This window comes from Streptomyces sp. NPDC007088 (assembly GCF_042869355.1).
Classification (GTDB): Bacteria; Actinomycetota; Actinomycetes; order Streptomycetales; family Streptomycetaceae; genus Streptomyces.
The window spans coordinates 135,052-156,236 of sequence record NZ_JBIAFO010000011.1; the positions used below are offsets into that span (position 1 = coordinate 135,052).

Consider the following 21,185-nt stretch of genomic DNA (forward strand, 5'->3'; position numbering starts at 1 on the left):
GCCGGCCCGGGGCCGGCCGGGTCCCCGCTCGACCGGCACCGTGCGGTCGGTGCGGTCGGTGCGGTCGGTGCGTCCTCGTTCCGCACCGGCCGGCTCGTCCGGGGTGTCCGCCGTGACCTCCGGGCCGGGGCCACCGCTCTCGTCCGGCGTCACGCGGTGTCCGCTCGGCCCTCGTCGGCGACGGCCACGATCCGCGCCTTGAAGGCGACGACGGCCATCAGCGGGATCAGTACCGTCAGCGTCCAGCCCAGCCCGGTCAACTCGGCGCACCAGCCCACCAGCGGGGGACCGAGCAGCACACCGCCGTACGTGAACGTGGTGAAGCGGGACACGAAGGCCGCCGCCCCCGGTCCGTCGCCCCCGGCGTGGCCGGCCGCGCTGAAGAGCATGGGCAGGGGCAGCGCGGTGCCGATCCCGAGGACGCCGAACCCGATGACCGCCGCGGTCCCGGACGGGACGAGGACCGCCACCGCCAGGCCGAGCACCCCGATGACCGCGCTGGTACGGAACAGCGTGACGGCCGGGTACCGGCGGTTGAGCCGGTCACCCACGAGCCGCCCCGCGGACTGGCAGGCGACGTACGCGGTGTACCCCAGGGAGGCCGCCGCGAGGGTGGAGCCCCGTTCGTGGTGCAGGAAGATCCCGCTCCAGTTGTTGACCGCGCCCTCGCAGACCATCAGGATGCCGCCGAGCGCGCCGAAGACCAGCACGGGGCCGCGCCAGCCGGCGCGCCGGTTCGTCTTCGTCTGCCCGGCCTCCGGCGTCCTCGGGGCCGGGCCGCGGTCCGTCGCCGAGGGCAGCAGCCGGGCGGTCGCCGGGACGGCCGCGAGCAGCAGCACCGCGCCCATCACCGCGAACTGCGTGCCGGGGGAGATACCGGCACGGGTGGAACCGGCGCCGATCAGCGAGGAGAGCACCGCGCTGATCCCCCAGGCCGCGTGGCAGCCGTTCATGACCGGCCGCTTGAGCGTGCGCTCCACCGCCACCGCGTGCGCGCTCATCGCCACGTCGATCGTGCCGTGCGAGGCGCCGAGCAGGAGCAGCGAGACGGCGAGGGCGGCGGCGTTGTGGGACAGGCCCACGCAGGCCAGCAGCAGCGGCGCGATCAGCAGGGTGGTCCGGATGACCAGAGCGCTGCCCAGCCGGCCGACCAGCGCCCCGACGAACTGCATCGCGACGATGGCGGCGACGCCGAAAGTCGAGAGGATCAGGCCGAGTTCGCCGTCCGAACAGCGCAGATCCGCCTGGATCGAGGGCACCCGGGCGATCCAGGCGGAAATGATCATGCCGTTGAGGAAGAACACGGCGGTGACCGCCCAGCGGGCCCGTACGGCGGCGTGCCGGGGGTCCTTGGTGTCCGCCGTGGTGGTGGGGGACTCGGTCTCGTCGGAGACGGCCATGGCTCAGGTCACTTCCCGCCGAGAGCCGGGTCGAGGACCTCGACCGAGGCGCCGGTCCGCCGGGCCTCCGCGAGAATCAGCTCGCCCCAGCTCGGCCAGAGCCCGGACAGCCGTGAGGTGATCAGCACCAGATCGACGCCTTGGTCGGGAAGCGGCGTCGTCACGCCGATCGCGTGGTGGGCGGCGGGACCGTCACCGGTGCCCCCCACCGCCCGGTCCAGCAGTTCGCGGTCGAAGTCCAGTACGGCGGTCGCCGGCAGGCCGGCCGGCAGCTCGCCGCCGCAGCCGAAGACCGCGATCCGGCCCGCGCCACCGAAGCGCCGTGCCGCGTCCGCGAGTTGACCGCTCACGTCGATCCCGCGGGCTCGCGCGGACCAGTCCTCGAACTCCAGGTACAGCTCGCGCCACTGCCAGTACCGGTCCGCGTGCGCCAGCGTGCGGCCCATCTCGACGGCCGGCTCGGGGAACTGGCGGAGAAACAGGTCGACGTTCTCCAGGTACAGCGGCCACTGCGAGGCGAAGTCCCGCTCGTGCGGCCACTCGACGACCCAGGCCGCGCGGTCGAGGTGCATCCGCACGCCGTGCCGCACCAGGCGCAGCGCGAACTCCTGGTCCTCGGTGCCCCATTGGACGTACTCCTCGTTGAAGCCGCCGACCGCCCAGAAGTCCTCGGCGCGCACCGAGCAGTTCAGCGTGTAGAACAGCCGCCAGGGCAGCGGGGCGCGCTCCAGGTCGAAGCCGTCCAGCGCGAACTGCTCATGCCGCGCGTCGCGGAAGAGGGGGTCCTCGCGGAACTTCTCCACCACCTGCTCCGGCGGGAACCGGTCGAGCGCCTCGGCCAGGCCCGGGACCGGGGCGGCGACCGGGTCGTAGCCCCAGGCGTAGCCGACCACCCCCCGCCCCGGCTGCTCCTCGTGCGCGGCCAGGTGGCGGCGCAGCAGGTCCGGGCCGGGGACGACGCCCGCGTCGAGCAGCAGCAGCACGGGGGCGGAGGCCAGCCGCGCACCGGCGTTGCGCGCCTTGGAGACCCGGAAGCCCTCGTCCTCCTGGAAGTGGTAGGCGATGCGCAAGCGGTCCGCGTACGAGCGGACGACCTGTTCGGTGTCGTCCGAGGAGCCGTCATCGGCGACGACGACCTCGAACGCGTCGAGCGGCAGGGTCTGGCGCCGCAACTGGTCCAGCATCAGACGGACCAGGCCGGACCGGTTGTACGTGGGGATGATCACCGACACCCGGGGGTGGGCGGTGCTGACTGACATGGTCGAGTCCTCTTCCGACGTGAGGTGGTACCGCCTGTCCGTGGCGGGCCCGGCCTGGCATCTGAACGACGAAGGGGGCGGGGCCCGGATCGACACGGCGACCGAGTAATCCCGGGAAGGAGTCCGCCGTCCGGGCACGGTGGACACGGCGGCCGGGGCGGCGGGGCGGTGTGTTCCGGTCGGGCGGTCCGGTCGTCCAACGGACCGGCGGACCGGCGGCCCGGTGACCGCGAGGGACGGCGACTCGGAGGAAGACCGGCCAAGGGGGCGGTGGGCGGTGAGGGCCCGGTCCGTGAACTCCGGGCGCGTCAGCACCCGTGGCGGGGCGTGGTCCGTGAACTTCGCGCGCGTCAGCGCCCGCGGCGGCCGCGGTGCGTCGGTCACCCGGGCCAGGTCCCGCGGGCGGGACGGCGGACCGCGGGGCCGGTGCGCGTGTCCCGGTCGAGGGCGATGGCCTTGCGGGAGGCGAAGGAGAGGGACGGACCGGGCGGCGGACCGCTCCGCGCCCCCGCCACCGAGGACGACCGCGCGGTCTCCGGCGTGCGCCGCCCCGGTGCTCGGCCACCGTGCGCGGGAAGAGCCGACCCGCCCTCGTCCGGGCCTCACGACGGCCGCTTCGAGCGTCGTTCTTCTTCCGCCGTGCCGGAGTTCTTCTTCACGATTGCCCTGGTCAGCCAGGCGCTTCCGTCGCCCCGCGCACGCCGCTAGCGTGAGCCCCGCCCACCCCCCTTCCGCCGGGTGCGGCTCCCCCCTCGCCGCACCGTCGTCGCCCTCGACCTCACCCCGCCCTCACGTCAAGGAGCGCAGATGCAACCCTTCCGTATCGACATCCCCGAGGCAGATCTGGAGGATCTGCGCCGGCGGCTGGCCGCCACCCGCTGGCCCGGCCCGTCCCCGGCGCCGGGCTGGGAACGTGGCGTGCCGCTGGACTACCTGCGCGAGCTCGCGACGTACTGGCGCGAGGAGTTCGACTGGCGGGCCGCGGAGGCCCGGCTCAACACCTTCCCGCAGTTCCGCGTGGAGTTCGCCGGCACCCCGATCCACTTCCTGCACGTGCGCTCGCCCGAACCGGACGCCACGCCGATGATCATGACGCACGGCTGGCCCGGCTCCTTCGTGGAGTTCACCGAGCTGATCGGGCCGCTCACCGATCCCCGCGCCCACGGAGGTGATCCGGCGACCGCCTTCCATCTGGTCGTCCCGAGCCTGCCCGGCTTCGGTTTCTCGGGCCCGGTGGCCGACCGCGGCTGGAGCTTCCACCGGGTCGCGAGTGCCTGGGCCGAGCTGATGAGCCGCCTCGGCTACGAGAGGTATCTCGTCCAGGGCGCCGACCTGGGCACCTGGGTCGGCTCCGTCCAGGCCGGCCTCGACAGCGAGCACGTGGCCGGGCTGCACCTCAACTTCCTCATCACGCCGCCGAGTCCGGACCCGACGGATCTGGCGGGGCTGAGCCGGACCGAGCTGAGCCGGCTCGGGCGCTTGCAGCGCTTCGCCGAGGACGGACTGGGCTACATGCAGATCCAGGCGACCAGACCGCAGACGCTCGGCTATGGGCTGACCGACTCCCCGGTCGGACAACTGGCCTGGATGGTCGAGAAGTTCATGGAATGGTCCGACGCGGAGAAGAGGCCGGAGGACGCGGTGGACCGCGATCAGCTGCTCACCAACGCCACGCTCTACTGGCTGACCCGCAGCGGTGCCTCCTCCGCGCACTTCTACTACGACAACGCGGCGCACCTGCCCACGGCCCCGACCCCGCCCCCGCCGCCGCCCGCTCTGCCGGTGCCGCTCGGCGTCTCGGTCTTCCCGAGCGACCCGGCCCAGCCGATCCGGCGCTTCGCCCGGCGTGTCTTCCCGAACATCGTGCAGTGGTCCGAACACGACCGGGGCGGTCACTTCGCCGCGATGGAGCAGCCCGGCCCTCTCCTGGCCGATCTGCGCTCCTTCGCCGCGGCGGTGCGCGACCGGGCCCCCGAACCGGCATGAGGGCGACCGGGGAAGGGGGGAGGGCGGCCGAGGGAGACACGAGGGCGACCGGGGGAGGCACGAGCGTGCCGAGCGCCTCCGTACCCTCCCGGTCCGCGCTCACCTCGCGCGCGCGTGACCTCGTGCCGCTGTTGCGTGAGCACGCCCCCCGGGCCGAGCGCGAGGCCCGGCTCACCGACGAGGTGGTCGACGCGCTGACCGAGGCCGGGATCTTCCGCATGCGCCTGCCGGCGCGCTTCGGGGGCTACGAGTGCGACACGGCCACGCTGGTGGACGTGTCCACCGAACTCGGCCGCGGGGACGGCTCGGTGGCCTTCGACGTCGTGGCCTGGTGGGTCATGTCCTGGAACGTCGGCCTGTTCCCCGACGAGGTGCAGGACGAGGTCTTCGCCGACCCGGACGTGCGCGTGTGCGGCACCCTGGCCGCGACCGCCACGGCCGTACCCACCGAGGGGGGTGTGCTGGTCGACGGCTCCTGGGCCTTCAACAGCGGTGCCGCGCACAGCTCCTGGACGGTGTTCGCGGCGCACCTGGCCACTCCGGACGGCGGCGCGGTCCCGATCATGGGCGTCGCCCCGATCGACGCCTTCGAGGTCGTCGAGGACTGGAGCGCGGCCGGTCTGCGCGGCACCGGCAGCGTCACCCTCGCCGGTCGCCGGGTGTTCGTGCCCGAGGCGCGCTACCTCCCCGTACCGGAGCTGCTCCAGGAGCAGTACGCCTCGAAGCTCAACGCCGACACCCCGATGTACCGGGCCCCGGTCGTGGGTGCCCTCTCCGCCGCGACCTGCGGAAAGCTCGTCGGCCTCGCCCGCGCCGCCCAGGAGGACTTCCTGCAACGCTGTGCCGGGCGCCCGATCGGCGACACGGACTACGCGCGGCGGCTCGACGCACCCGTCACCCATCTCCAGGTGGCCGAGGCGGCGCTGAAGACCGACGAGGCCGAGTACCACGCCCGCAGGCTCGCCGCGATGGTCGACGACAAGGCGGCGGCCGGGCAGGAGTGGACTCTCCAGGAACGCGCCTACGCCCGGGTGGCCGTCGGCCGCGTGTGCCAACTGACCTCACAGGCGGTTGAGGTGGTGGCCGGTGCGGCCGGCGCCTCGTCCCTCCGCCGCGACCAGCTCGTCCAGCGCGTCCGCCGGGACGTCCAGGCCGTCACCCTGCACGCGCTCAACCTGCCGAGCACCAACCTCGAACTGTACGGCCGAGTGCTGTGCGGGCTGGAACCGAACACCTTCTTCGTCTGATCCCCGGAGGGAAACCATGACCACCAAGAGCACGGACACCACGGCCGAAGCGCCCGTCGCCCCGGTCCGGCCGCAGCACGCGCGGGCGGTCCGCGCGCTGGTCGGGCGTATCGTCGAGGCCTGGCGCGAGCAGGACGCCGAGAAGTTCTCGCAGGTGTACGCGGCGGACGCCAGCGTCGTCCTGCCGGGCGCGCTGATCAAGGGCCGCCCTGCCATCCGTGACTACATGGCCGCGGCCTTCCGCGGCAAGTGGAAGGGCACCGAGGTGCTCGGCGTGCCCAAGGAGCTGCGCTACCTCGGCGGCAACGAGGAGATCGTGCTGCTCGTCTCCGAGGGCGGCGCCTATCCGCCGGGCGCCACCGAGGTGCCGGCCGAGCACGCGATCCGCGCCATGTGGTTCTTCGCGGAGCGGGACGGTGAATGGGCCGTGGACAGTTACGCGAACACCCCGCTGGACGGAGTGGTGCCGATGCCCGCGGCGCGCGGCTGAGGCGGCCGGAAGGCGGCGCGGAGGTCCCGTCCGGGGCGCGGCGAGGGGGCGCCCCGGCGCGGGGGGCGGGGCGGGGGACGCGCGGAGCTGGGCTGACGAGGGGCCCGCGCGTCCCCGTCAGCCCAGCTCCGCGATCCGCTCCCGCAGGAAGCCCCGCTCCACGTCGTTCTCCGTGAAGAGCAGCGCCTCCTCGTACGCGAGGCGCGCCTGTTCCGCCCGGCCGAGGCGGCGCGACAGGTCGGCCCTGGCCACGGGGAGGTAGGGGTACGTGGCCAGGGCCGGCTCGTCCGCCAGCTCGTCCAGCGCGGACAGCCCCGCCTCGGGCCCGTACGCGAAACCCACCGCCACCGCCCGGTTGAGCGCCGCGACCGGCGTCGGCCGGCGGGACAGCAACAGGTCGTAGAGCCCGACGATCTCGGGCCAGTCGGTGCTCTCCCACGAGGGCGCCTCGGCGTGCACGGCGGCGATCGCGGCACGCAGCGCGAAGGGGCCGGGCGGACCGCCGCGCAGCGCCGCACGCACCAGGACCAGCCCCTCGGCGATCAGCGCGTGGTTCCAGCGGCCGCGGTCCTGGTCGGCGAGGAGCACGGGGCGGCCCGCCGCGTCGAGCCGGGCCGCGCGGCGGGCGTCGGTGAGCAGGATCAGCGCGAGCAGCCCGGCCACCTCGGCGTCCCCGGGAAGCAGCAGCCGCAGCATCCGGGCGAGTGCCGCGGCGTGCTCGACCAGACCGGTCAGCACGAGATCGGGGCCGCTCGGCGCGGTGTGCCCGGTGGCGAACAGGAGGTCGACCACGGTGAGCACCGCCTCGGTCCGCTCCGGCAGGTCCTCGGGCGCGGGGACGCGGTACGGGATGCGCGCCGCGGCGATCTTCTTCTTCGCCCGGGTGATGCGGGCCGCCATGGTCGTCTCGCTGACCAGGAAGGCGCGGGCCACCTGCGCGGTCGTCAGTCCGCACACGAGCCGCAGGGTCAGCGCGACCTGCGCCCGCGGGTCCAGGGCCGGATGACAGCAGGTGAAGACCAGGCGCAACCGCTCGTCGGTGAGGCCGGCGTCCTCGCCGGGACCGGCCACGACGCCCTCGTCACCGGCGAGCAGCGGCAGGGTCCGGCGCTCCAGCGCGGCGCGCCGCAGCAGGTCCACCGCCCGGTTCCTGGCCGTGGTGGTGAGCCAGGCGGCGGGCCGCTCGGGCACCCCGGTCCGCTCCCAGCTGACCAGGGCCTTGGCGTACGCGTCCTGGACGCACTCCTCGGCCAGGTCGAGGTCCCGGCACACCCGCACGGTCGAGGCCAGCACGAAGGCCCACTCCTGGCGGTGCGCCCGCGCGACGGCCTCCGCGACGTCCACCGGGCTAACCCGCGTGGTACAGGGGGCGCACCTCGACGGCGGCATCGCCCACGGCGCCGAAGTAGGGCAGCCGCCGGGCCGCCGCGAGCGCCGCGTCGAGGTCCGGCACGTCGATGACGTAGAAGCCGCCCAGCGCCTCCTTGGTCTCCGCGTACGGCCCGTCGGTCACCAGATGGCCGCCGAGGCCGTCCTCGCGCACCGTCGTCGAGGCCGAGGTCGGTCGCAGGTGGGCGGTGTACCGCAGGACGTCCCGGTGCTCCTCGCGCCAGCGGTCGTGCGCCGCGTCCCTGGCGCGGACGGCCCTCTCGTCCGCCGCCTCCCCGTCCGCCTCGTTGTCGTGGATCAGCAGCAGGTAGTGCGCCATGACGGTGTTCCTCTCCCACTCGGTCCGTGTACTTCTACCACCGCGGCGAACGGGCCACGCCGGGAACCGGGTTGCCCCGGCCTCCTCCGGGGGCGCCTTGGCCCGGCCGGGGCGCCTCAGGGCGGGGCCGCCGCTTCAGTCCTCGCGCTCCAGGAGGCCGTCGATCTCCTTCATCCCGTCCGCGGTGAGCGGGCCGTACGCGAGCGCCCCGGCGTTCGCCTCGACCTGGGCGACGGTCCGGAAGCCCGGGATCGGGACGGTGCGCGGGCTGCGCGCCCAGATCCAGGCGAGGGCGCCCTGCGTGAGCGTCCGGCCCCCGGAGGTCAGGACGTCCCGGACCGCCTCGCGGCGCCTGAGCCACCTCTCGGCGGGGCGGCCGTCGGCGAAGTACTTCATCCACTCCGGCGCCTCGGCCCCGCGCACGTCCTCCCGGTCCACCCGGTGGCCCCCGGCGTACTTGGCGCTGAGCAGGCCCATCGCGAGCGGGCCGCGGTTGATGCTCGTCCAGCCGCGTTCCTCGACGAGCGCCAGCATCCGGGGAGCGTCGTCGAGCACGTTCAACTGGTGCTGCACCGCCGCGAAATGGGGACCGGCCATGGCCGCGGGGCGGTCCGGGTCGTCGGTGCTCCAGCCGTAGGAGCGGATCTTGCCCTCGGCCACCAGCTCCTCCAGCGTCCCGGCGAGCGCGGCGGCCTCCTCGACGGTCGCGTCACCCAGGTGCAGCTGGTACAGGTCGACGCGGTCGGTCTCCAGGCGGCGCAGGGAGGCCTCCACGGCCCGGCGGACGTAGCGGGGCCCGGCGTCCCGGCCGGTCAGCTGCCGGGTCTCCTCGTCGAAGACGTTGCCCCACTTGGTGGCGATCAGGATGTCGTCGCGGTGGCCGCGGAGGGCCTTGGCGAGCAGCCGCTCGCTGTGTCCCGCACCATAGAGGTCGGCCGTGTCGAACAGCACCACGCCGAGTTCGACGGCCCGGCGCAGCGCGGCCGTCGACTCGGCGTCGTCCACGACGCCCCAGCCCAGCGGCGTCTCCCCCTCCCAGAAGGGACCGCCGACCGCCCAGCAGCCCATGCCGAGCGGTGGTATCTCCGTCCCGCAGACGGTGCGGTGTTCCATCACGAGGCTCCTCACGGATTCTGGCCCGAGACCGCGGCCGGCTCTCCAAGCCCGTTGATCTCCGGTGCCGTTGACAGCTAACCACTACCACCGGGGCGGCCCGTCCACGCCACGGCGGGACCTCGGGACGGGCGCGGGGACCGGTGGCCGGGACGAGTCGATCAGATCTTGACGCGATGTGGCGCATCCCGTTGACTCTGGGGGTCGTGCCGGTCCCGCCCGTCCCGGACGCGGACCCACCGCCGATCCGCCGCCGTTCGCCGGGGAGATGAGGGCTGGCTGTGTCCACCGAGCCGTACGACCGTCGCACGCTGTTACGGGCCCGTACCGCCACGTCCGTCATGTTCCTGCTGTTCGGCGCCGCGCTGGGCGTCTGGACCAGTCGCATCCCCGACGTCAAGAACCGACTCGACCTGGGCGACGGCCTGTTGAGCGTGGCCCTGCTGGCCTTCTCGGCGGGCGCGATCGTCGGGATGCTGGTGCTCGGCCGGCTCGCCGACCGGCTCGGCAGCACCAAGGTGATGGTGCCGACGGCGGTACTGGAGGGGCTGCTGCTGATCCCGCCGGCCTATGTCGACTCGCTGGCCGCGCTGATCGTCGCGCTGTTCCTCTTCGGCCTGACCCACGGCACCCTGAACATCGCCATGAACGCCAACGCCATCCACGTACAAGGCGCTTGGGGGCGGCCCATCATGTCGTCCTTCCACGCCGTGTACAGCATCGGCGGGTTCCTCGGCTCGGTCACCGGCGGCCTCCTGGCCCGCCACCACGTGGGCACCGGCGCGACCTTCGTCTCCGTCGGGGCGGGGGTCCTCGTCCTGGCCTGCTGGGGGGCGTTGTGGGCGCTGCCCGAGACGGCCCCGGACCGGGCGCCCTCGGCGGGCACCGGGGCGCCGCGGGACGCGGCCGAGAGCACCGCGACCGCGAAGGCGCCGGCCGCCAGGACCTCGATCGTCTCCTTCGATCTCGTACTCCTCGGCACGCTCGCCATGTGCGCCCTGGTCGGCGAGGGCACCGCCGCCGACTGGAGCGCGGTGTACATGCGCGACAGCCTGGGCAGTTCGGCGGGTACGGCCGCGGGCGCCTTCGCCGCCTTCTCGATCCTGATGACGGTCGGCCGACTGGTCGGCGACCGGCTCGCGGCCCGTCTGGGGCCGGTCCGGCTGGTGCGGGTCAGCAGCGTGTTCGCGTCCGCGGGCATGCTCGTGGCGCTGCTCGTCGGGCACCCGGTGGCCGGCATCATCGGCTTCGCCTGCCTGGGCGCGGGCATGTCCTGCATCGCCCCGCAGGTGTACTCGGCGGCCGGGCAGCGCGATCCGGCGCGGGCCGGGGCGGCGCTGTCCCTCGTGGTCAGCCTCGGGTACACCGGCTTCCTCGTCGGGCCCGTCGTGGTCGGCGCGATGAGCACCGTGACCGGGCTGCCGACCGCGCTGGGCGTACCGACGCTGCTGGTCCTGTGCGTCGCCCTCGGCGCCTCCGCGCTGCGGGGCCCGCGCGGGGCGGCTGCCCCCGATCAATCCACCGACCGGCCACGCGACCGCGTCGACGGCGAACAGGGATGACCATGCGCATCATCGAGTGCCACATCGAGTTCAGCGGCTACGACGACCAGTTGGTCAAAGCCGGTACCTCCGTCTACCTGTGGAATCTGGTGCGCCAGTTCCGGGCGGCGGGGCACCGGACGGGCGCGGTGACCGCCGCCCACGGACTGCTTCCGGTGATCGCGCGGAAGCACGAGGTCACCGACCTGGACTGGAGCGCGCACGAGCGGATACCGGTCCGGCTGGACCCCGCGCTCTGGCCGGGCTTCGACGAGGAGATCACCCTGGAGGCGACCGCTCGCGCCCACCGGATCACCGTCGAGGGCATCGACATCGTGCTGCTGAGCGGCGGCCTGCTGGACGCCTTCCCGGACAGCTTCCACCCGCCGCGCGAACTGGAGGGGCGCAGCCTCGACTTCCTCAAGCCCCTGGTGTTCCAGGTGATGGCGGCCCGCTACGTGCGCGAGCGGGTCGAGCCGGGCGCGGTGGTCCACCTGCACGAGCCGATCCACCACTACCTGCTGCCCGGACTGCTGGCCGGGCACGGCTTCCACGTGGTCTCCACCGTGCAGACCAACCTGGCCGTCAACACGAAGGTGTACGGACCGCAGGTGCGGGCCGTGCTGGAACACCTCGGTTCGGACGCCTCGGTCGCGGACGGACTGGCCGATCCGCCCCTGGACTCGCGCCTGGAACGCGCCATGCGGGCCTTCCTGCCGCGCACCCTGCTGTACCGGGACTACCCGGAGCGCCCGGGGCACGACTACGTCACCATGCTGGGCCTGGTGGTGCGCTCGGTGGCCGCCATGGACTTCCTGTCCGAGGGGCAGCTGGAGCACGCGCTGACGCAGGCCCAGACGCCCTTCGAGGACCTCTTCGGGCGCCTGGCGGTCCGGCGGGAGCTGCGGGCCCACGAGGACCGGCTGGTGGTGGGCGGCTGCGCGATCGGCGACGAGTGGCTGGACGTGCCCCGGGACGAGGAGGTGCGCAAGCGGACGCTGACCGGTCTGGGCCTGGACCCGGAGCTGCCCACGCTGTTCCACAACGCCCGCTACTCGGTGCAGCACAAGGGCCAGCAGGAGCTGTTCAAGGGCGTACGGGCGCTGCTCGACCAGGGGGAGCGGTGCAATGTGCTGCTGCACTGCCTCGCGCCGCAGCCGCCGGACGACGAGGACCTGAACGGGCTCGCCCGGGAGTACGGGGACCTCGTACGGGTGAGCACCGGGCCGATGGGCAACGCGGCCATCAAGGACTGGGCGGTCGCCGCCGACTTCTGCGTCTTCCCGTCCAAGTTCGAGATGGACACCTTCCTGATGGCGATGGGTGAGGCGATGGCCTCGGGGGCGGTGCCGGTGGCCACCGCGCAGCGCGGGATGCGGCACTTCCGGCACGCCGCGGACCCCTGCGCGCCGGGCGCCACCGGGCTCGCGCTGCCGCGCTCCTTCCGGGTGGACGACCCGCTGCTGACGGAGGCGGTGCGCGCGGGGCTGGAGCGCATGCTGCGGATGTGGCGCGAGGAGCCGGAGCGGGTGGCCGGGCTGCGGGCCCGGTCGGTCGAGGTGGCCCGCTCCTTCACGTGGGGCGCCGCGGCGGCGCGCTTCCTCGCGGTCTTCGAGGCGGTCCGGGCCGGGCGGCGGCCGGCCGGGGCGGTGCCGCGGACACCGGACGCGCGCTTTGGCACCGGGCCGCTCGCCACGGGCGCGGGCCGGGCGGTGCGGCAGGGCGGGGCGGTACGGGTCGACTGGGCCGGCGGGGACGTCCACCGGGTCGAGATCGTGCCGGTGGGGCCGGGGGCCGAGGTGGTGGAGCTGGACCGGGACGGCGAGGGCTTCGCGGGCCTGGTGGCCGCGCCCGGGGACGGTGTCCTCGTGGTCCTGGTGACCGCCGCGGACGGCCGGACCGCCTGGTCGGAACTCGCGGTGGCGGACGCCTCCTGAGGGACCACGGGCGGGGATTACGGGCGGCGCGCGGCCGGGGGTGCCCCGGCCGCGCGCCGCACCCGGCTCAGTCGACGGTGACCGTGACGCCGACCTTGTCCAGGATGTACTCGCCGGCCACCACGGTCTCCATGCCGGCGCCGCCGCCCGCCGGGGCCGCCAGCGGGACGACCTCGGTGTCCGGGTCGGCCTCGAAGAAGCAGACCAGGGAGACGAGTTCCTCGTCGGGGGCCTGGGCGCTGGGGGCGAGGACGCGGTGGCGCAGGGAGCACCAGCGGCCGTCGGTCCACAGGTGCATCAGATCGCCGAGGTTGACCACGAGGGTGCCCTCGACGAACGGCGGCGCGAACCAGCCCTCCCGCTCGTTCCACACCTCCAGGCCGCCGACGCCCTGCTGGCGGTCGAGCAGGCTGATGGTGCCGAAGTCGGTGTGCGGGCCGACCCGCATCTGGCCCTCCCGCACGTCTCCCACGGTGTGCAGCGAGGGGTACCAGTTGACGTTCTGGGTCCACGTGGCGCGCTGGGACCTGGCGGTGAAGTAGTCCTCGGGCAGGCCGAGGGTGGCCGCGAGGATCTCCAGCACCCCGAGGGCGACCCGGGTCATGTGGCCCGTGTACTCCAGCGCGGTCCCCTCCAGAGCGGGCAGTTCGCCGGGCCATTTGTTGGCCGGGTAGTAGGCGGCGTCGAAGGCCGCGTCGCCGGTGCGGTGGCTGGGGCCGACGTGGAAGGCCTCGTGCAGGTCGGAGGCGCCGGACATGCCCTCGACGGCGCCCACGTCGAGCGCCCCCAGTCCGCGCCAGCCGTTGTCGTAGGGGCGGGCGACGGCGTACCGCTGCTTGGTCTCGGCGGGCAGGCCGAAGAAGGAGCGGCCCTCCGCGCGCATCCGCGCGGTCACCTCCGGCGGCACTCCGTGACCGCCCAGCAGGAACAGGCCGGTCTCGCGCAGCGAGGCGTCGAGTTCGGCGGAGATCGCGCTGCGCCGGGCGGCGTCGGCCGTCCGCCACTCGCTCAGGTCCAGCAGGGGTATGGCGCGTGACATGGTTCTCTGCCCTTCGTCGTCTCGGGTGGGGCGGGCCGGAGCGCTGTCTAGGAGGCGTCCGCCGCCGCCGGCTGCGGCGCGAAGCGGTCGGGATCGCCGATGGGGGTCTCCGAGGGCCCCCAACTGAGCGCCGGTATGTGCGCGTTGACGAGTTCGCCGTCCTCCCGCAGTACCGCCGAGGACGGGTGGTACATGTGCAGCAACGGGTCGTCGTAGTGGTCGAAGGCCGAGTTGATGTCCATGCGGTAGGCGAAGTCGTTGTCCTCGCCGCCCCAGCCCTCGAAGCGTTCGTCCATGCCGCCGATGCGGTGGAAGGCGCTCGTGCGGACCCACACGCAGCAGCCCGGGGGGCGGCGCAGGACGAAGGCGCGCAGTCCGTCCGCGTCGGCCTGCGCGGCGCCCCGCCACAGGCGTTCGTCGACGGCGCGCGAGGTGGACGTCTCGTCCAGGCACCACATGTCGCGGTAACTGAGGTGGCCCATGACACCGGGGCGCCGGAAGCGCGCGGCGTTGCGGGCCACGAAGTCCCGGTCGGCGAGCGCGTCGGCGTCCAGGACGCAGACGATCTCGGCGCGGCCGGGGGCGTTCACCACGCCCACGTTGACCGCCCAGGACTTGTTGAAGGCGCCCGGCTTGTGCGCGAACAGGTAGTGGTCCGCGTAGGGTTCGACCGCCTCGCGCCAGCGGGGCCTTACGTCCGTCTCGACCACCACGACCCGGTAGAAGCCGCGCGGCGCGCTCTGGTCGCGCAGCGCCTGGAGGCAGGCCAGGAGGTTGCGCAGCCGCCGCCCGGAGCCCTGGTCCCGGAACGGGATCACCACCAGGACCTCGGGGGAGTCGCCCTCGGCGAGACGGGGGCCGCCGGGGCGCTCGCCGAGTTCCTCGCGGGTGAGGGAGGGCCGGCCGGCGGTGGTGTAGGACGGGCCCAGGTGGTAGCCGAGGCGGGAGTTGGCCTCGGCCCGCCAGGCGAGTTCGAACAGGGCGCTGAGCCCGGGAGTCGGGTGCTGCCCGGCGGCGAGGACGAGCCGCCGGGTGAGCGCGTGGTGGCGTCGCGGATCGGCCGGGCTCTGACGCAGCGCGGCGGCCAGGGCGCCGGTCTCGGCGTCCCCGGTGCGCGCGGCGGCCGCCACCACGGCCTCCCGGTGGCGCAGTCCGCGCTCCCAGTAGAAGATGCTGGCCTCGCGGGCTTGCGGATCGGCGTCCACGGCGAGCGTGGTGACGACTGCCGCCGCGAGGGTCTCGGCGGAGCTGGGCGTCAGGGTCTCCACAGGCGTCCTTCCTTCGGTCGGCCGGAGGTGGCCGTCGGGTGCCGGAGTGCTCATCGGTCCTCCCAGCGCAGGCCGTGGGCGGCGCGCCGCCTGGCCTCGGTGCCCCGCTCGTAGGGCAGTTCGCCGTCCGGCATCCGCACCACCTCGACGTACAGGCCGAGGGGGGTGCGCACGTACACCCAGCGGTCCCCGGTCAGCGGGCCCTCGTCGATGGTCTCGGGCGCGCCCAGGACGGTGCAGCCGTGCCCGGCCAGGTACGCGGCGGCGGCGTCGACCTCGTCGACGTACAGCGCGAGATGGGTGCCGCCGACGTCGCTGTTGCGCGGGCGGGCGGGGCGGGGGCCGGGCGTTCCCCGGTACTCGGACAGCTCGATGTTGTCGGTGGGCCCGGCGCGCAGCGCGCTGTGGTGCAGGACGCCGCCGGGCGGTACGCCGTGCGCCGCGGCCAGTGCGGGGTCGGCGAGGTCGTGGGTGGTGCGGCCGAGCGGCTCCGCCCCGAGGACCCGTACGAAGAAGTCCTCGGCGGCGTCGAGGTCGGGCACCGTCCAGCCCAGGTGGTCCAGCCCGCGCACGGTGGGCAGGGCCGTGGGGGAGGCGGCGCCGTCCTCGCGGTTGGTCCACGGGCCGGCCGCCCGGTACCGGCGCGCCGCGCGGGGAGCCTTTCCGGGGACCGAGCGCAGTTCGAGGGGGACCCCGAGCGGGGTGGGGACGCGTACCCACCGGGTCCCGGCCCAGGGCCCGGCCCCGCAGGTGCGCACCGGTCCCTGGGCGCCGGGGTACCCGCGGGCCCGCAGGGCGTCGAGGGCCGCCTCGATGTCGTCGGCCCGCAGGCCCAGGCGCGGGGCGCCGGGAGCGTGCGGGGCGGGCGCCGTGGCGACCTGGCCGGGCGCGGTGTACGCGAAGAGTTCGAGGTTGGTGGTGGGCCCCAGGCGCACCAGCGCGATCTCGGCGGCGGCGCGCGGATGCACGTCGAGGTGGGCCCGCATCCAGTCGTCCTCGTGGCTGAGCGGCGGCAGCCGGTAGACGAGTTCACCGCCGAGCCCGTGGACGGTGTAGTCCACGGCGGCGTCGAGATCGGGCACGGTGAGCGCGAAGTGGTCGACGCGGCGGGCGGTGGGCACCCCGGCGGTGCCGGGCCGGCCGCGGGGGTCCGTGTGGGTGGTCATCCGGCGCTCCTCGCCTTCGGGGTCACATGGGCGTCGAGCAGCAGCCGCGTGGCCTCGCGCACCGTCCGGGGCCGCAGCGCGGCGGTCGCGGGGTGGGTCGCGAGCACCTCGCTGGACAGGCAGGTGGAGGCGGGGCGGTTGGCGTAGCGGCCGGCCGCCCGGGGCTCGGCGACGACGCGTCCGGGGGGCAGTCCGAGGCCGGCGGCGATACCGGCCGCCCAGTCGGCACGGGAGAGCCGGTCGGGCCCGCCGAGGTGGAGCAGCGGGGGGACCTCGGGGGCGGCGGCCAGGGCGTGGGTGGCCTCGGCGACGTCGTCGACCAGGACCGGGGTGGTCCACTGGTCGTAGGGGGCCGTGACGGTCTCGCCGGAGCGCAGCCGGTGCACGCAGGAGGCGAAGAAGTTGAGCCACTTCGGGGTGTCGGCGGCCTCCCAGCCGTAGATGAGGCTCACCCGCAGCAGGACGGCGCCGGGCAGCGCGGAGAGGACCTGCTCGGCGGCGAGTTTGGCGCGTCCGTAGGCGTTGGCGGGCCGGGTGGGGGAGGACTCGGTGCAGGTGGTGGCGGTGCCGTCGAAGACGTTGTCGGTGGAGACGAACACGAGCCGCCGGCCGCCGATCGCCTCGGCCACCGCGCGGGCCGCGCCCGCGTGCCCGGCCATGGCCTCCTCGGGGTGGCTCTCGCACCACGTGACGTCGGAGGGGCCGTGCACCAGGACGACGCTGTCGGGGCGGACCTCGGCGAGTGCCGCGGCGAAGGCGCCGGGGCGGGTGATGTCGAGGGGGACCCAGGGCGGGGCGACGGGGTGGCCGTCCGCGAGCGGCGGGGTGCGGGAGGCGAGGACCGCCTCCTCGCCGCGGGCGAGCAGGTGGCGGGCGACGGCGCGGCCCACGAAGCCGCTGCCGACCACGAGGGCCCTCACCGGCCGGCCCCGGCCGGCAGGGGCAGCGCGTGGTCGACCATGCGGGCCACCCCGATCAGGCTGTGGTCGTCGTCGTCGGCTCCGAGGGCGAGCATGTCGCGGGTCTCCTGTTCACTCAGTCCGAAGCAGCCCAGCCGGGTCAGGTGGTCGCCCAGCAGGCGGACGAAGCGCGGGCCGACGGCCCGCGCGAACCCGCCGATGAACAGGTAGCGCCGGACGCCGATGGCGGTGAAGACGCAGTTCACCGCCTGGGCCAGCGGAAGCAGGCAGTCGTTCAGCACCGCGGTGGCGAAGGGGTCCTCGGCGCGCAGGGCGGCCGCTATCGCCTCGTTGGTGATGCCGCCGGGGCGCCGCCCGGCCGGTCCGGCGAGCGCGGAGGCGGCGAAGCCCTCCGGGTCGGCGGTGGCGGCGCGGCGGGTGGCGAGCAGGACGCCCCGGCCGGAGGCGATCGCGCCGAGGTGGCCGCGCCCGCCGCACTCGCAGGGCACCGCGTCCTCCGAGGCGTCGACGCGCCAGTGGCCGATCTCGCCCCCGTGCCCGGCGTCGTCGACGAGGATCTCGCCGTGCCGGAACACCTTGTGGCCGATGCCGGAGCTGATGGTGACGAGGCAGTACGGCTCGGGCTCGGTGGCCGCGTACCGCCAGGCGGCGGCGGTGATGTCGTTGGCGACGAACACCGGGAGCGGCAGGCGGCGTTCGAGGAGGGCGCCGACGGGCAGGGGGGCCGCCGCGCTCCCCCACAGGGTGGGGCCGGCGAGGACCGTGCCGTCCTTGGTCATCGGCCCGGCGAAGGAGACGCCCACCGCGTCCGCGCCCACGCCGTGGGGGGAACGCAGGTAGGCGTCGAGTTCGTCGGCGAGTTGGGTGACGACCTTCTCCTGGAGGAGTCGCGGGGACAGTCCGGGGTGGCGGCCGATGCCCTCGGTGGGGACCCGGCGCACCGAGCCCGGGTCGAGGACGCCGCCGGTGACCCGGCCCAGGCGCAGGGTGGTGCCGCCCAGGTCCGCGACGACCCGGGCCCGGGGGTCCTGGGTGGGTGGGGGCGCGGTGGTCACGAGGCGGCACCTCCGGGGGACGGGACGGGTTCGCACTGCTGGACCGTGCCGTCCTCCAGCACGATCGCCGAGGTGAGTTCGGCCCCCGCGGGCACCTGGACGCCGGGGAGCAGGACGCAGTCGCGCACCCGCGCCCCGGGGCCGACGCGGACCCCCGGGTAGACGACGCTGTCCTCGATCCGGCCCTCGTTGACCAGATCGGCCGCCACGAGGCTGGCGCGCACCCCGGCCTCCTCGGCGACCCGGCGCCGGGGCACCTGCGGCCGTACGGTGCGCGGCAGTTCGTCCAGCGCGAGGGTGGGCGGGTCGGCGAGCAGGCCGCGGTGGGCGCGGTGGTAGCGCTCGACGGTGCCGATGTCGTCCCAGTACCCGGTGACCTCGTAGCCGCGGATACGTTCGCCCGCGGCGAGCATGGCGGGGATGACGTCGCGGCTGATGTCGTGCTGCCAGTCGGTGCCGTCGAGCTGTTCGAGGTAGCGCCGCAGGACCTTCGCGTCGAAGACGCAGAACGCGGCGAACACCAGATCGCTGGACGGGTTCTCGGGCTTCTCGACGAACTCGGTGAGGTTGCCGGAGGCGTCGAAGCCGACCATGCCGAACAGGTGCACCCAGCGCCGTTCGATGCGCTGGTAGGAGACGGTGAGGGCGGCGCCGTCGGCCCGGTGGCGGCGGATCATGTCGCCGTAGTCGAAGCGGTAGACGTGGTCCGCGTGCAGGACCATCACCTCGGAGGTGTCCGGGCCGAACACGTAGGGGGCCTTGGCGATGAGGGCGTCGGCCGTGCCGCGCTCCTGCGGCCAGGTCCGCTCGGGGAGGCTGAGGGGGAGCTGGTCCCCGGCCTCGCGGTAGGCGGCGTCGTAGGGGCCGAAGTGCACCCGGTGGCGGGAGGGGGTCCGGTTCCACACGGTGTGCAGGTCGTCCATGAGCTGCCGCTCCTCGTACTGGGAGAGCAGGAGCACCTCGTGGAAGCCGGAGTCGCGGGTGTTGGCGAGGCTGAAGTCGATGAGCCGGCTGATCCCGCCGAAGGGCACCAGGGGTTTGAGCCGCCCGCGGCCCAGGGGGCCCATCCGGCGGCCCTCCCCGCCGGCCAGGAGTACCGCGCGTACGCCGTCCACTCAGGCCCCCTCGGCGGTGCGTGCCAGGACCCGCAGGGCCGCGTCGAGTTCGGCGGGGGTCACGTCGTCCACGAAGCGGACGTGGCCGATGCCCTCGGGCAGGGGCAGTAACTGCCTGCCGTCGCGGTGGCGGACGGTGTCCTCCAGCCCGCGCACGATCAGTTCGGTGGTGCACACCGGATGCCACACGGGCAGGCCCAGGTCGGCCATCACGGCCAGGACGCGGTGCAGGGCCGCGTCGTCGAGCAGCCCCCGGCGGTGGGCGAGGACCGCGCACAGCGCCATGTCGACGGAGACCGCCTCGCCGTGCAGCAGTTCGGGCAGGGCGTGCATCTCGACGGTGGGCGAGAAGGTGTGGCCGAAGTCGACCAGGCGCTTGAGGTCGTGCTCCCAGAGGTTCGGTTCCAGCTCCTCCAGCATGCCCGCGATGGCCAGCCGCATCACCTCGGTGGCCACGTCGCCGCTGGCGGTCTCCACGGCCATGCGCTCCTCGACCAGCCGGGGCCCGTACGCGGCCAGGTGCTCGAACAGGGCGGCGTCCTTGACCAGGGCCATCTTGAGTATCTCGGCGAGCCCGTTGCGTATGTGGCGCCGGTCCAGGGTGCCCAGGAACTCCCGGTCGATCAGGGTGACGGCGGACGGGTGGTAGGTGCCCAGCCGGTTCTTGTGCTCGTGGAAGTTGACGCCCGTCTTCGCGCCGATCGCGGCGTCGACCATGCAGATGAGCGTGGTGGGGACCCGGACGTACGGGGTCGACCTGCGGTAGAGGCTGGCGGCGAGGCCGACCAGATCGGTCAGGACGCCGCCCCCGACGGCGATGACGGGTTCGCGGCGCCGGGAGACCCCGAAGGCGTCCATCGCGGAGACGATCTCGAAGACCGTCTCCATGTTCTTCACGGTCTCGTGGGCGTCGATGACGCACGGGGCGTACTCGACGCTCTGTTTCTCGAAGTAGGCGCGGACGCGGTCCCCGTACAGCTTGTGGACGGTGGCGTCGAGGACCACGAGCCGGCGGCCCGGCCGGGAGGAGGCGGGGGCGCCCGCCGTCGCGAGCGCCGGGTTCTCCGGGTCGAGGAGCCCGGCGACCAGGCGGACCTCGTAGGCGACCTCTTTGCTCGTGCTCACCCGCCATCCGTGCCGGCCGGCCGGGTCCTGGGCTTCGGGGGTCGGCGGCACCGCGTGGTGTGCGGAGTCGAGCTGGGCTGTCATGTCGTCATGCCTTTCGTCCGGACGGGCACGTGGGCGCCGGGCCTGGGGGTGTCGGGGACTGACATGGCCATCGGTACGGCGGACGTCGTCGTCCGTGAGAGGGAGCAACCGGCCCGCCCGGGGGCGTCACGTGCCCGGGGCGTCGGCGGGGGAGGGTCTCGTCCTGCGGGTTCCGAGCGGACGCCACCAGGCGAGGACCACGCTGTCGGGGTCCAGGCACGGGGGCTGAGCCATGGTGCGCTGGGCAGCGCGAAAGGCCGCGACGGTCGCCGCGATGTCCTCGGACTCGATGGTGAACAGGGCGAGGTAGTCGCCGTCCTCGGCGCTCCCCGCGCCGACGCCGTCCGGCAGCGGCGCGTACCGCTCGGCGGCGACGAATCCGGGTACCCGGAGCACTTCGTCGAGGTGGAAGCCGTCGTACCACTCGTGGTATTCGGCCTCCCGTCCGGGGAGCGGGCGGGTGCGGACCGCGAGCCGGAATTCAGCCACGCCGGCGTCCTCGGGGGAGGCCGGCGCGCGAGGCCCGTGACGGGGCCGTCCGGAGAGAAAGGGGCAGGTCGGCGATGGGATGGCGACCGCCGGAATGCGGGAGATACCTCAGTAGTCTTTGCCTGTACACTGCACCTGCCCCGTGAAGCATCTCATTTGCTTTGGTTGCAACAGCGACTGCTTGTACTGCGGAATTCCTGAGGGCTCTCAGACGGGCCCATTAAAGGTGGAGATCAAGTCCGG

General features: G+C 74.2%; 18 protein-coding genes. 5 read left to right on the plus strand and 13 right to left on the minus strand.

Annotated features, from left to right (window positions below; translation table 11 throughout):
* Nucleotides 1-149 precede the first annotated feature (149 nt).
* Both ACFYMP_RS19285 and ACFYMP_RS19290 read right to left on the minus strand, forming a co-directional pair.
* On the minus strand, nt 150-1,400 hold the full coding sequence (locus ACFYMP_RS19285; protein WP_388858638.1) for an MFS transporter: 1,251 nt from the start codon (nt 1,398-1,400) through the stop codon (nt 150-152).
* An 8-nt stretch (nt 1,401-1,408) separates the two neighbouring features.
* On the minus strand, nt 1,409-2,659 hold the full coding sequence (locus tag ACFYMP_RS19290) for a glycosyltransferase (protein ID WP_388858641.1): 1,251 nt from the start codon (nt 2,657-2,659) through the stop codon (nt 1,409-1,411).
* Nucleotides 2,660-3,466: 807 nt separating this feature from the next.
* Between ACFYMP_RS19290 and ACFYMP_RS19295 the strand changes: the two genes are divergently transcribed.
* The 3 genes from ACFYMP_RS19295 (at nt 3,467) to ACFYMP_RS19305 (ending at nt 6,382) form a co-directional block, all read left to right on the plus strand.
* Entirely contained in the window at nt 3,467-4,645 is a 1,179-nt protein-coding gene (locus tag ACFYMP_RS19295) for an epoxide hydrolase family protein (protein WP_388858644.1), read from the plus strand.
* A gap of 65 nt (nt 4,646-4,710) precedes the next feature.
* Nucleotides 4,711-5,892 carry an acyl-CoA dehydrogenase family protein gene (locus ACFYMP_RS19300; protein ID WP_388858646.1) on the plus strand — a complete coding sequence of 394 codons (1,182 nt, stop codon included), beginning with the start codon at nt 4,711-4,713 and terminating at the stop codon, nt 5,890-5,892.
* 16 nt (nt 5,893-5,908) lie between these two features.
* A complete protein-coding gene (locus tag ACFYMP_RS19305; protein ID WP_388858649.1) occupies nt 5,909-6,382 on the plus strand; it encodes an SgcJ/EcaC family oxidoreductase in 474 nt (157 codons plus the stop codon).
* Between the two features lie 117 nt (nt 6,383-6,499).
* Here ACFYMP_RS19305 and ACFYMP_RS19310 read toward each other — a convergent pair whose 3' ends face one another.
* The 3 genes from ACFYMP_RS19310 to ACFYMP_RS19320 all read right to left on the minus strand — a co-directional run bounded on the left by ACFYMP_RS19310 (nt 6,500) and on the right by ACFYMP_RS19320 (nt 9,203).
* Nucleotides 6,500-7,726, minus strand: coding sequence for an RNA polymerase sigma factor (locus tag ACFYMP_RS19310; RefSeq protein ID WP_388858652.1), 1,227 nt, complete (start codon nt 7,724-7,726; stop codon nt 6,500-6,502).
* Between the two features lie 4 nt (nt 7,727-7,730).
* Nucleotides 7,731-8,090, minus strand: a complete 360-nt coding sequence (locus ACFYMP_RS19315) for a YciI family protein (RefSeq protein ID WP_388858654.1) — start codon at nt 8,088-8,090, stop codon at nt 7,731-7,733.
* A gap of 135 nt (nt 8,091-8,225) precedes the next feature.
* On the minus strand, nt 8,226-9,203 hold the full coding sequence (locus ACFYMP_RS19320) for an aldo/keto reductase (RefSeq protein WP_388858657.1): 978 nt from the start codon (nt 9,201-9,203) through the stop codon (nt 8,226-8,228).
* A gap of 281 nt (nt 9,204-9,484) precedes the next feature.
* Here ACFYMP_RS19320 and ACFYMP_RS19325 point away from each other — a divergent pair, with 281 nt between their 5' ends.
* Nucleotides 9,485-10,765 carry an MFS transporter gene (locus ACFYMP_RS19325; RefSeq protein WP_388858660.1) on the plus strand — a complete coding sequence of 427 codons (1,281 nt, stop codon included), beginning with the start codon at nt 9,485-9,487 and terminating at the stop codon, nt 10,763-10,765.
* 2 nt (nt 10,766-10,767) lie between these two features.
* Complete coding sequence (locus tag ACFYMP_RS19330; protein WP_388858663.1) at nt 10,768-12,681, plus strand: glycosyltransferase; 1,914 nt, start codon at nt 10,768-10,770, stop codon at nt 12,679-12,681.
* A 67-nt stretch (nt 12,682-12,748) separates the two neighbouring features.
* Here ACFYMP_RS19330 and ACFYMP_RS19335 read toward each other — a convergent pair whose 3' ends face one another.
* The 8 genes from ACFYMP_RS19335 to ACFYMP_RS19370 form a co-directional block, all read right to left on the minus strand.
* The gene (locus ACFYMP_RS19335; RefSeq protein ID WP_388858666.1) at nt 12,749-13,720 is read right to left on the minus strand and encodes an isopenicillin N synthase family dioxygenase; all 972 of its coding nucleotides are present in this window, start codon (nt 13,718-13,720) and stop codon (nt 12,749-12,751) included.
* 47 nt (nt 13,721-13,767) lie between these two features.
* Nucleotides 13,768-14,988, minus strand: coding sequence for a glycosyltransferase (locus tag ACFYMP_RS19340; RefSeq protein WP_388858669.1), 1,221 nt, complete (start codon nt 14,986-14,988; stop codon nt 13,768-13,770).
* A gap of 50 nt (nt 14,989-15,038) precedes the next feature.
* Nucleotides 15,039-16,154, minus strand: coding sequence for a VOC family protein (locus tag ACFYMP_RS19345; RefSeq protein WP_388858672.1), 1,116 nt, complete (start codon nt 16,152-16,154; stop codon nt 15,039-15,041).
* Nucleotides 16,151-17,074: an SDR family oxidoreductase gene (locus tag ACFYMP_RS19350; RefSeq protein WP_388858675.1), complete on the minus strand. Its 924-nt coding sequence runs from the start codon at nt 17,072-17,074 to the stop codon at nt 16,151-16,153. Before ACFYMP_RS19350 ends, ACFYMP_RS19345 begins: the two co-directional genes overlap by 4 nt.
* Nucleotides 17,071-18,129, minus strand: a complete 1,059-nt coding sequence (locus ACFYMP_RS19355; RefSeq protein ID WP_388858678.1) for an ROK family protein — start codon at nt 18,127-18,129, stop codon at nt 17,071-17,073. Before ACFYMP_RS19355 ends, ACFYMP_RS19350 begins: the two co-directional genes overlap by 4 nt.
* Nucleotides 18,126-19,244: a glucose-1-phosphate adenylyltransferase family protein gene (locus ACFYMP_RS19360; RefSeq protein ID WP_388858681.1), complete on the minus strand. Its 1,119-nt coding sequence runs from the start codon at nt 19,242-19,244 to the stop codon at nt 18,126-18,128. The genes ACFYMP_RS19355 and ACFYMP_RS19360 overlap by 4 nt, the downstream gene beginning before the upstream one ends.
* Nucleotides 19,245-20,453: a sedoheptulose 7-phosphate cyclase gene (locus ACFYMP_RS19365; protein WP_388858684.1), complete on the minus strand. Its 1,209-nt coding sequence runs from the start codon at nt 20,451-20,453 to the stop codon at nt 19,245-19,247.
* A 126-nt stretch (nt 20,454-20,579) separates the two neighbouring features.
* On the minus strand, nt 20,580-20,942 hold the full coding sequence (locus tag ACFYMP_RS19370; RefSeq protein WP_388858687.1) for a hypothetical protein: 363 nt from the start codon (nt 20,940-20,942) through the stop codon (nt 20,580-20,582).
* Nucleotides 20,943-21,185 lie beyond the last annotated feature (243 nt).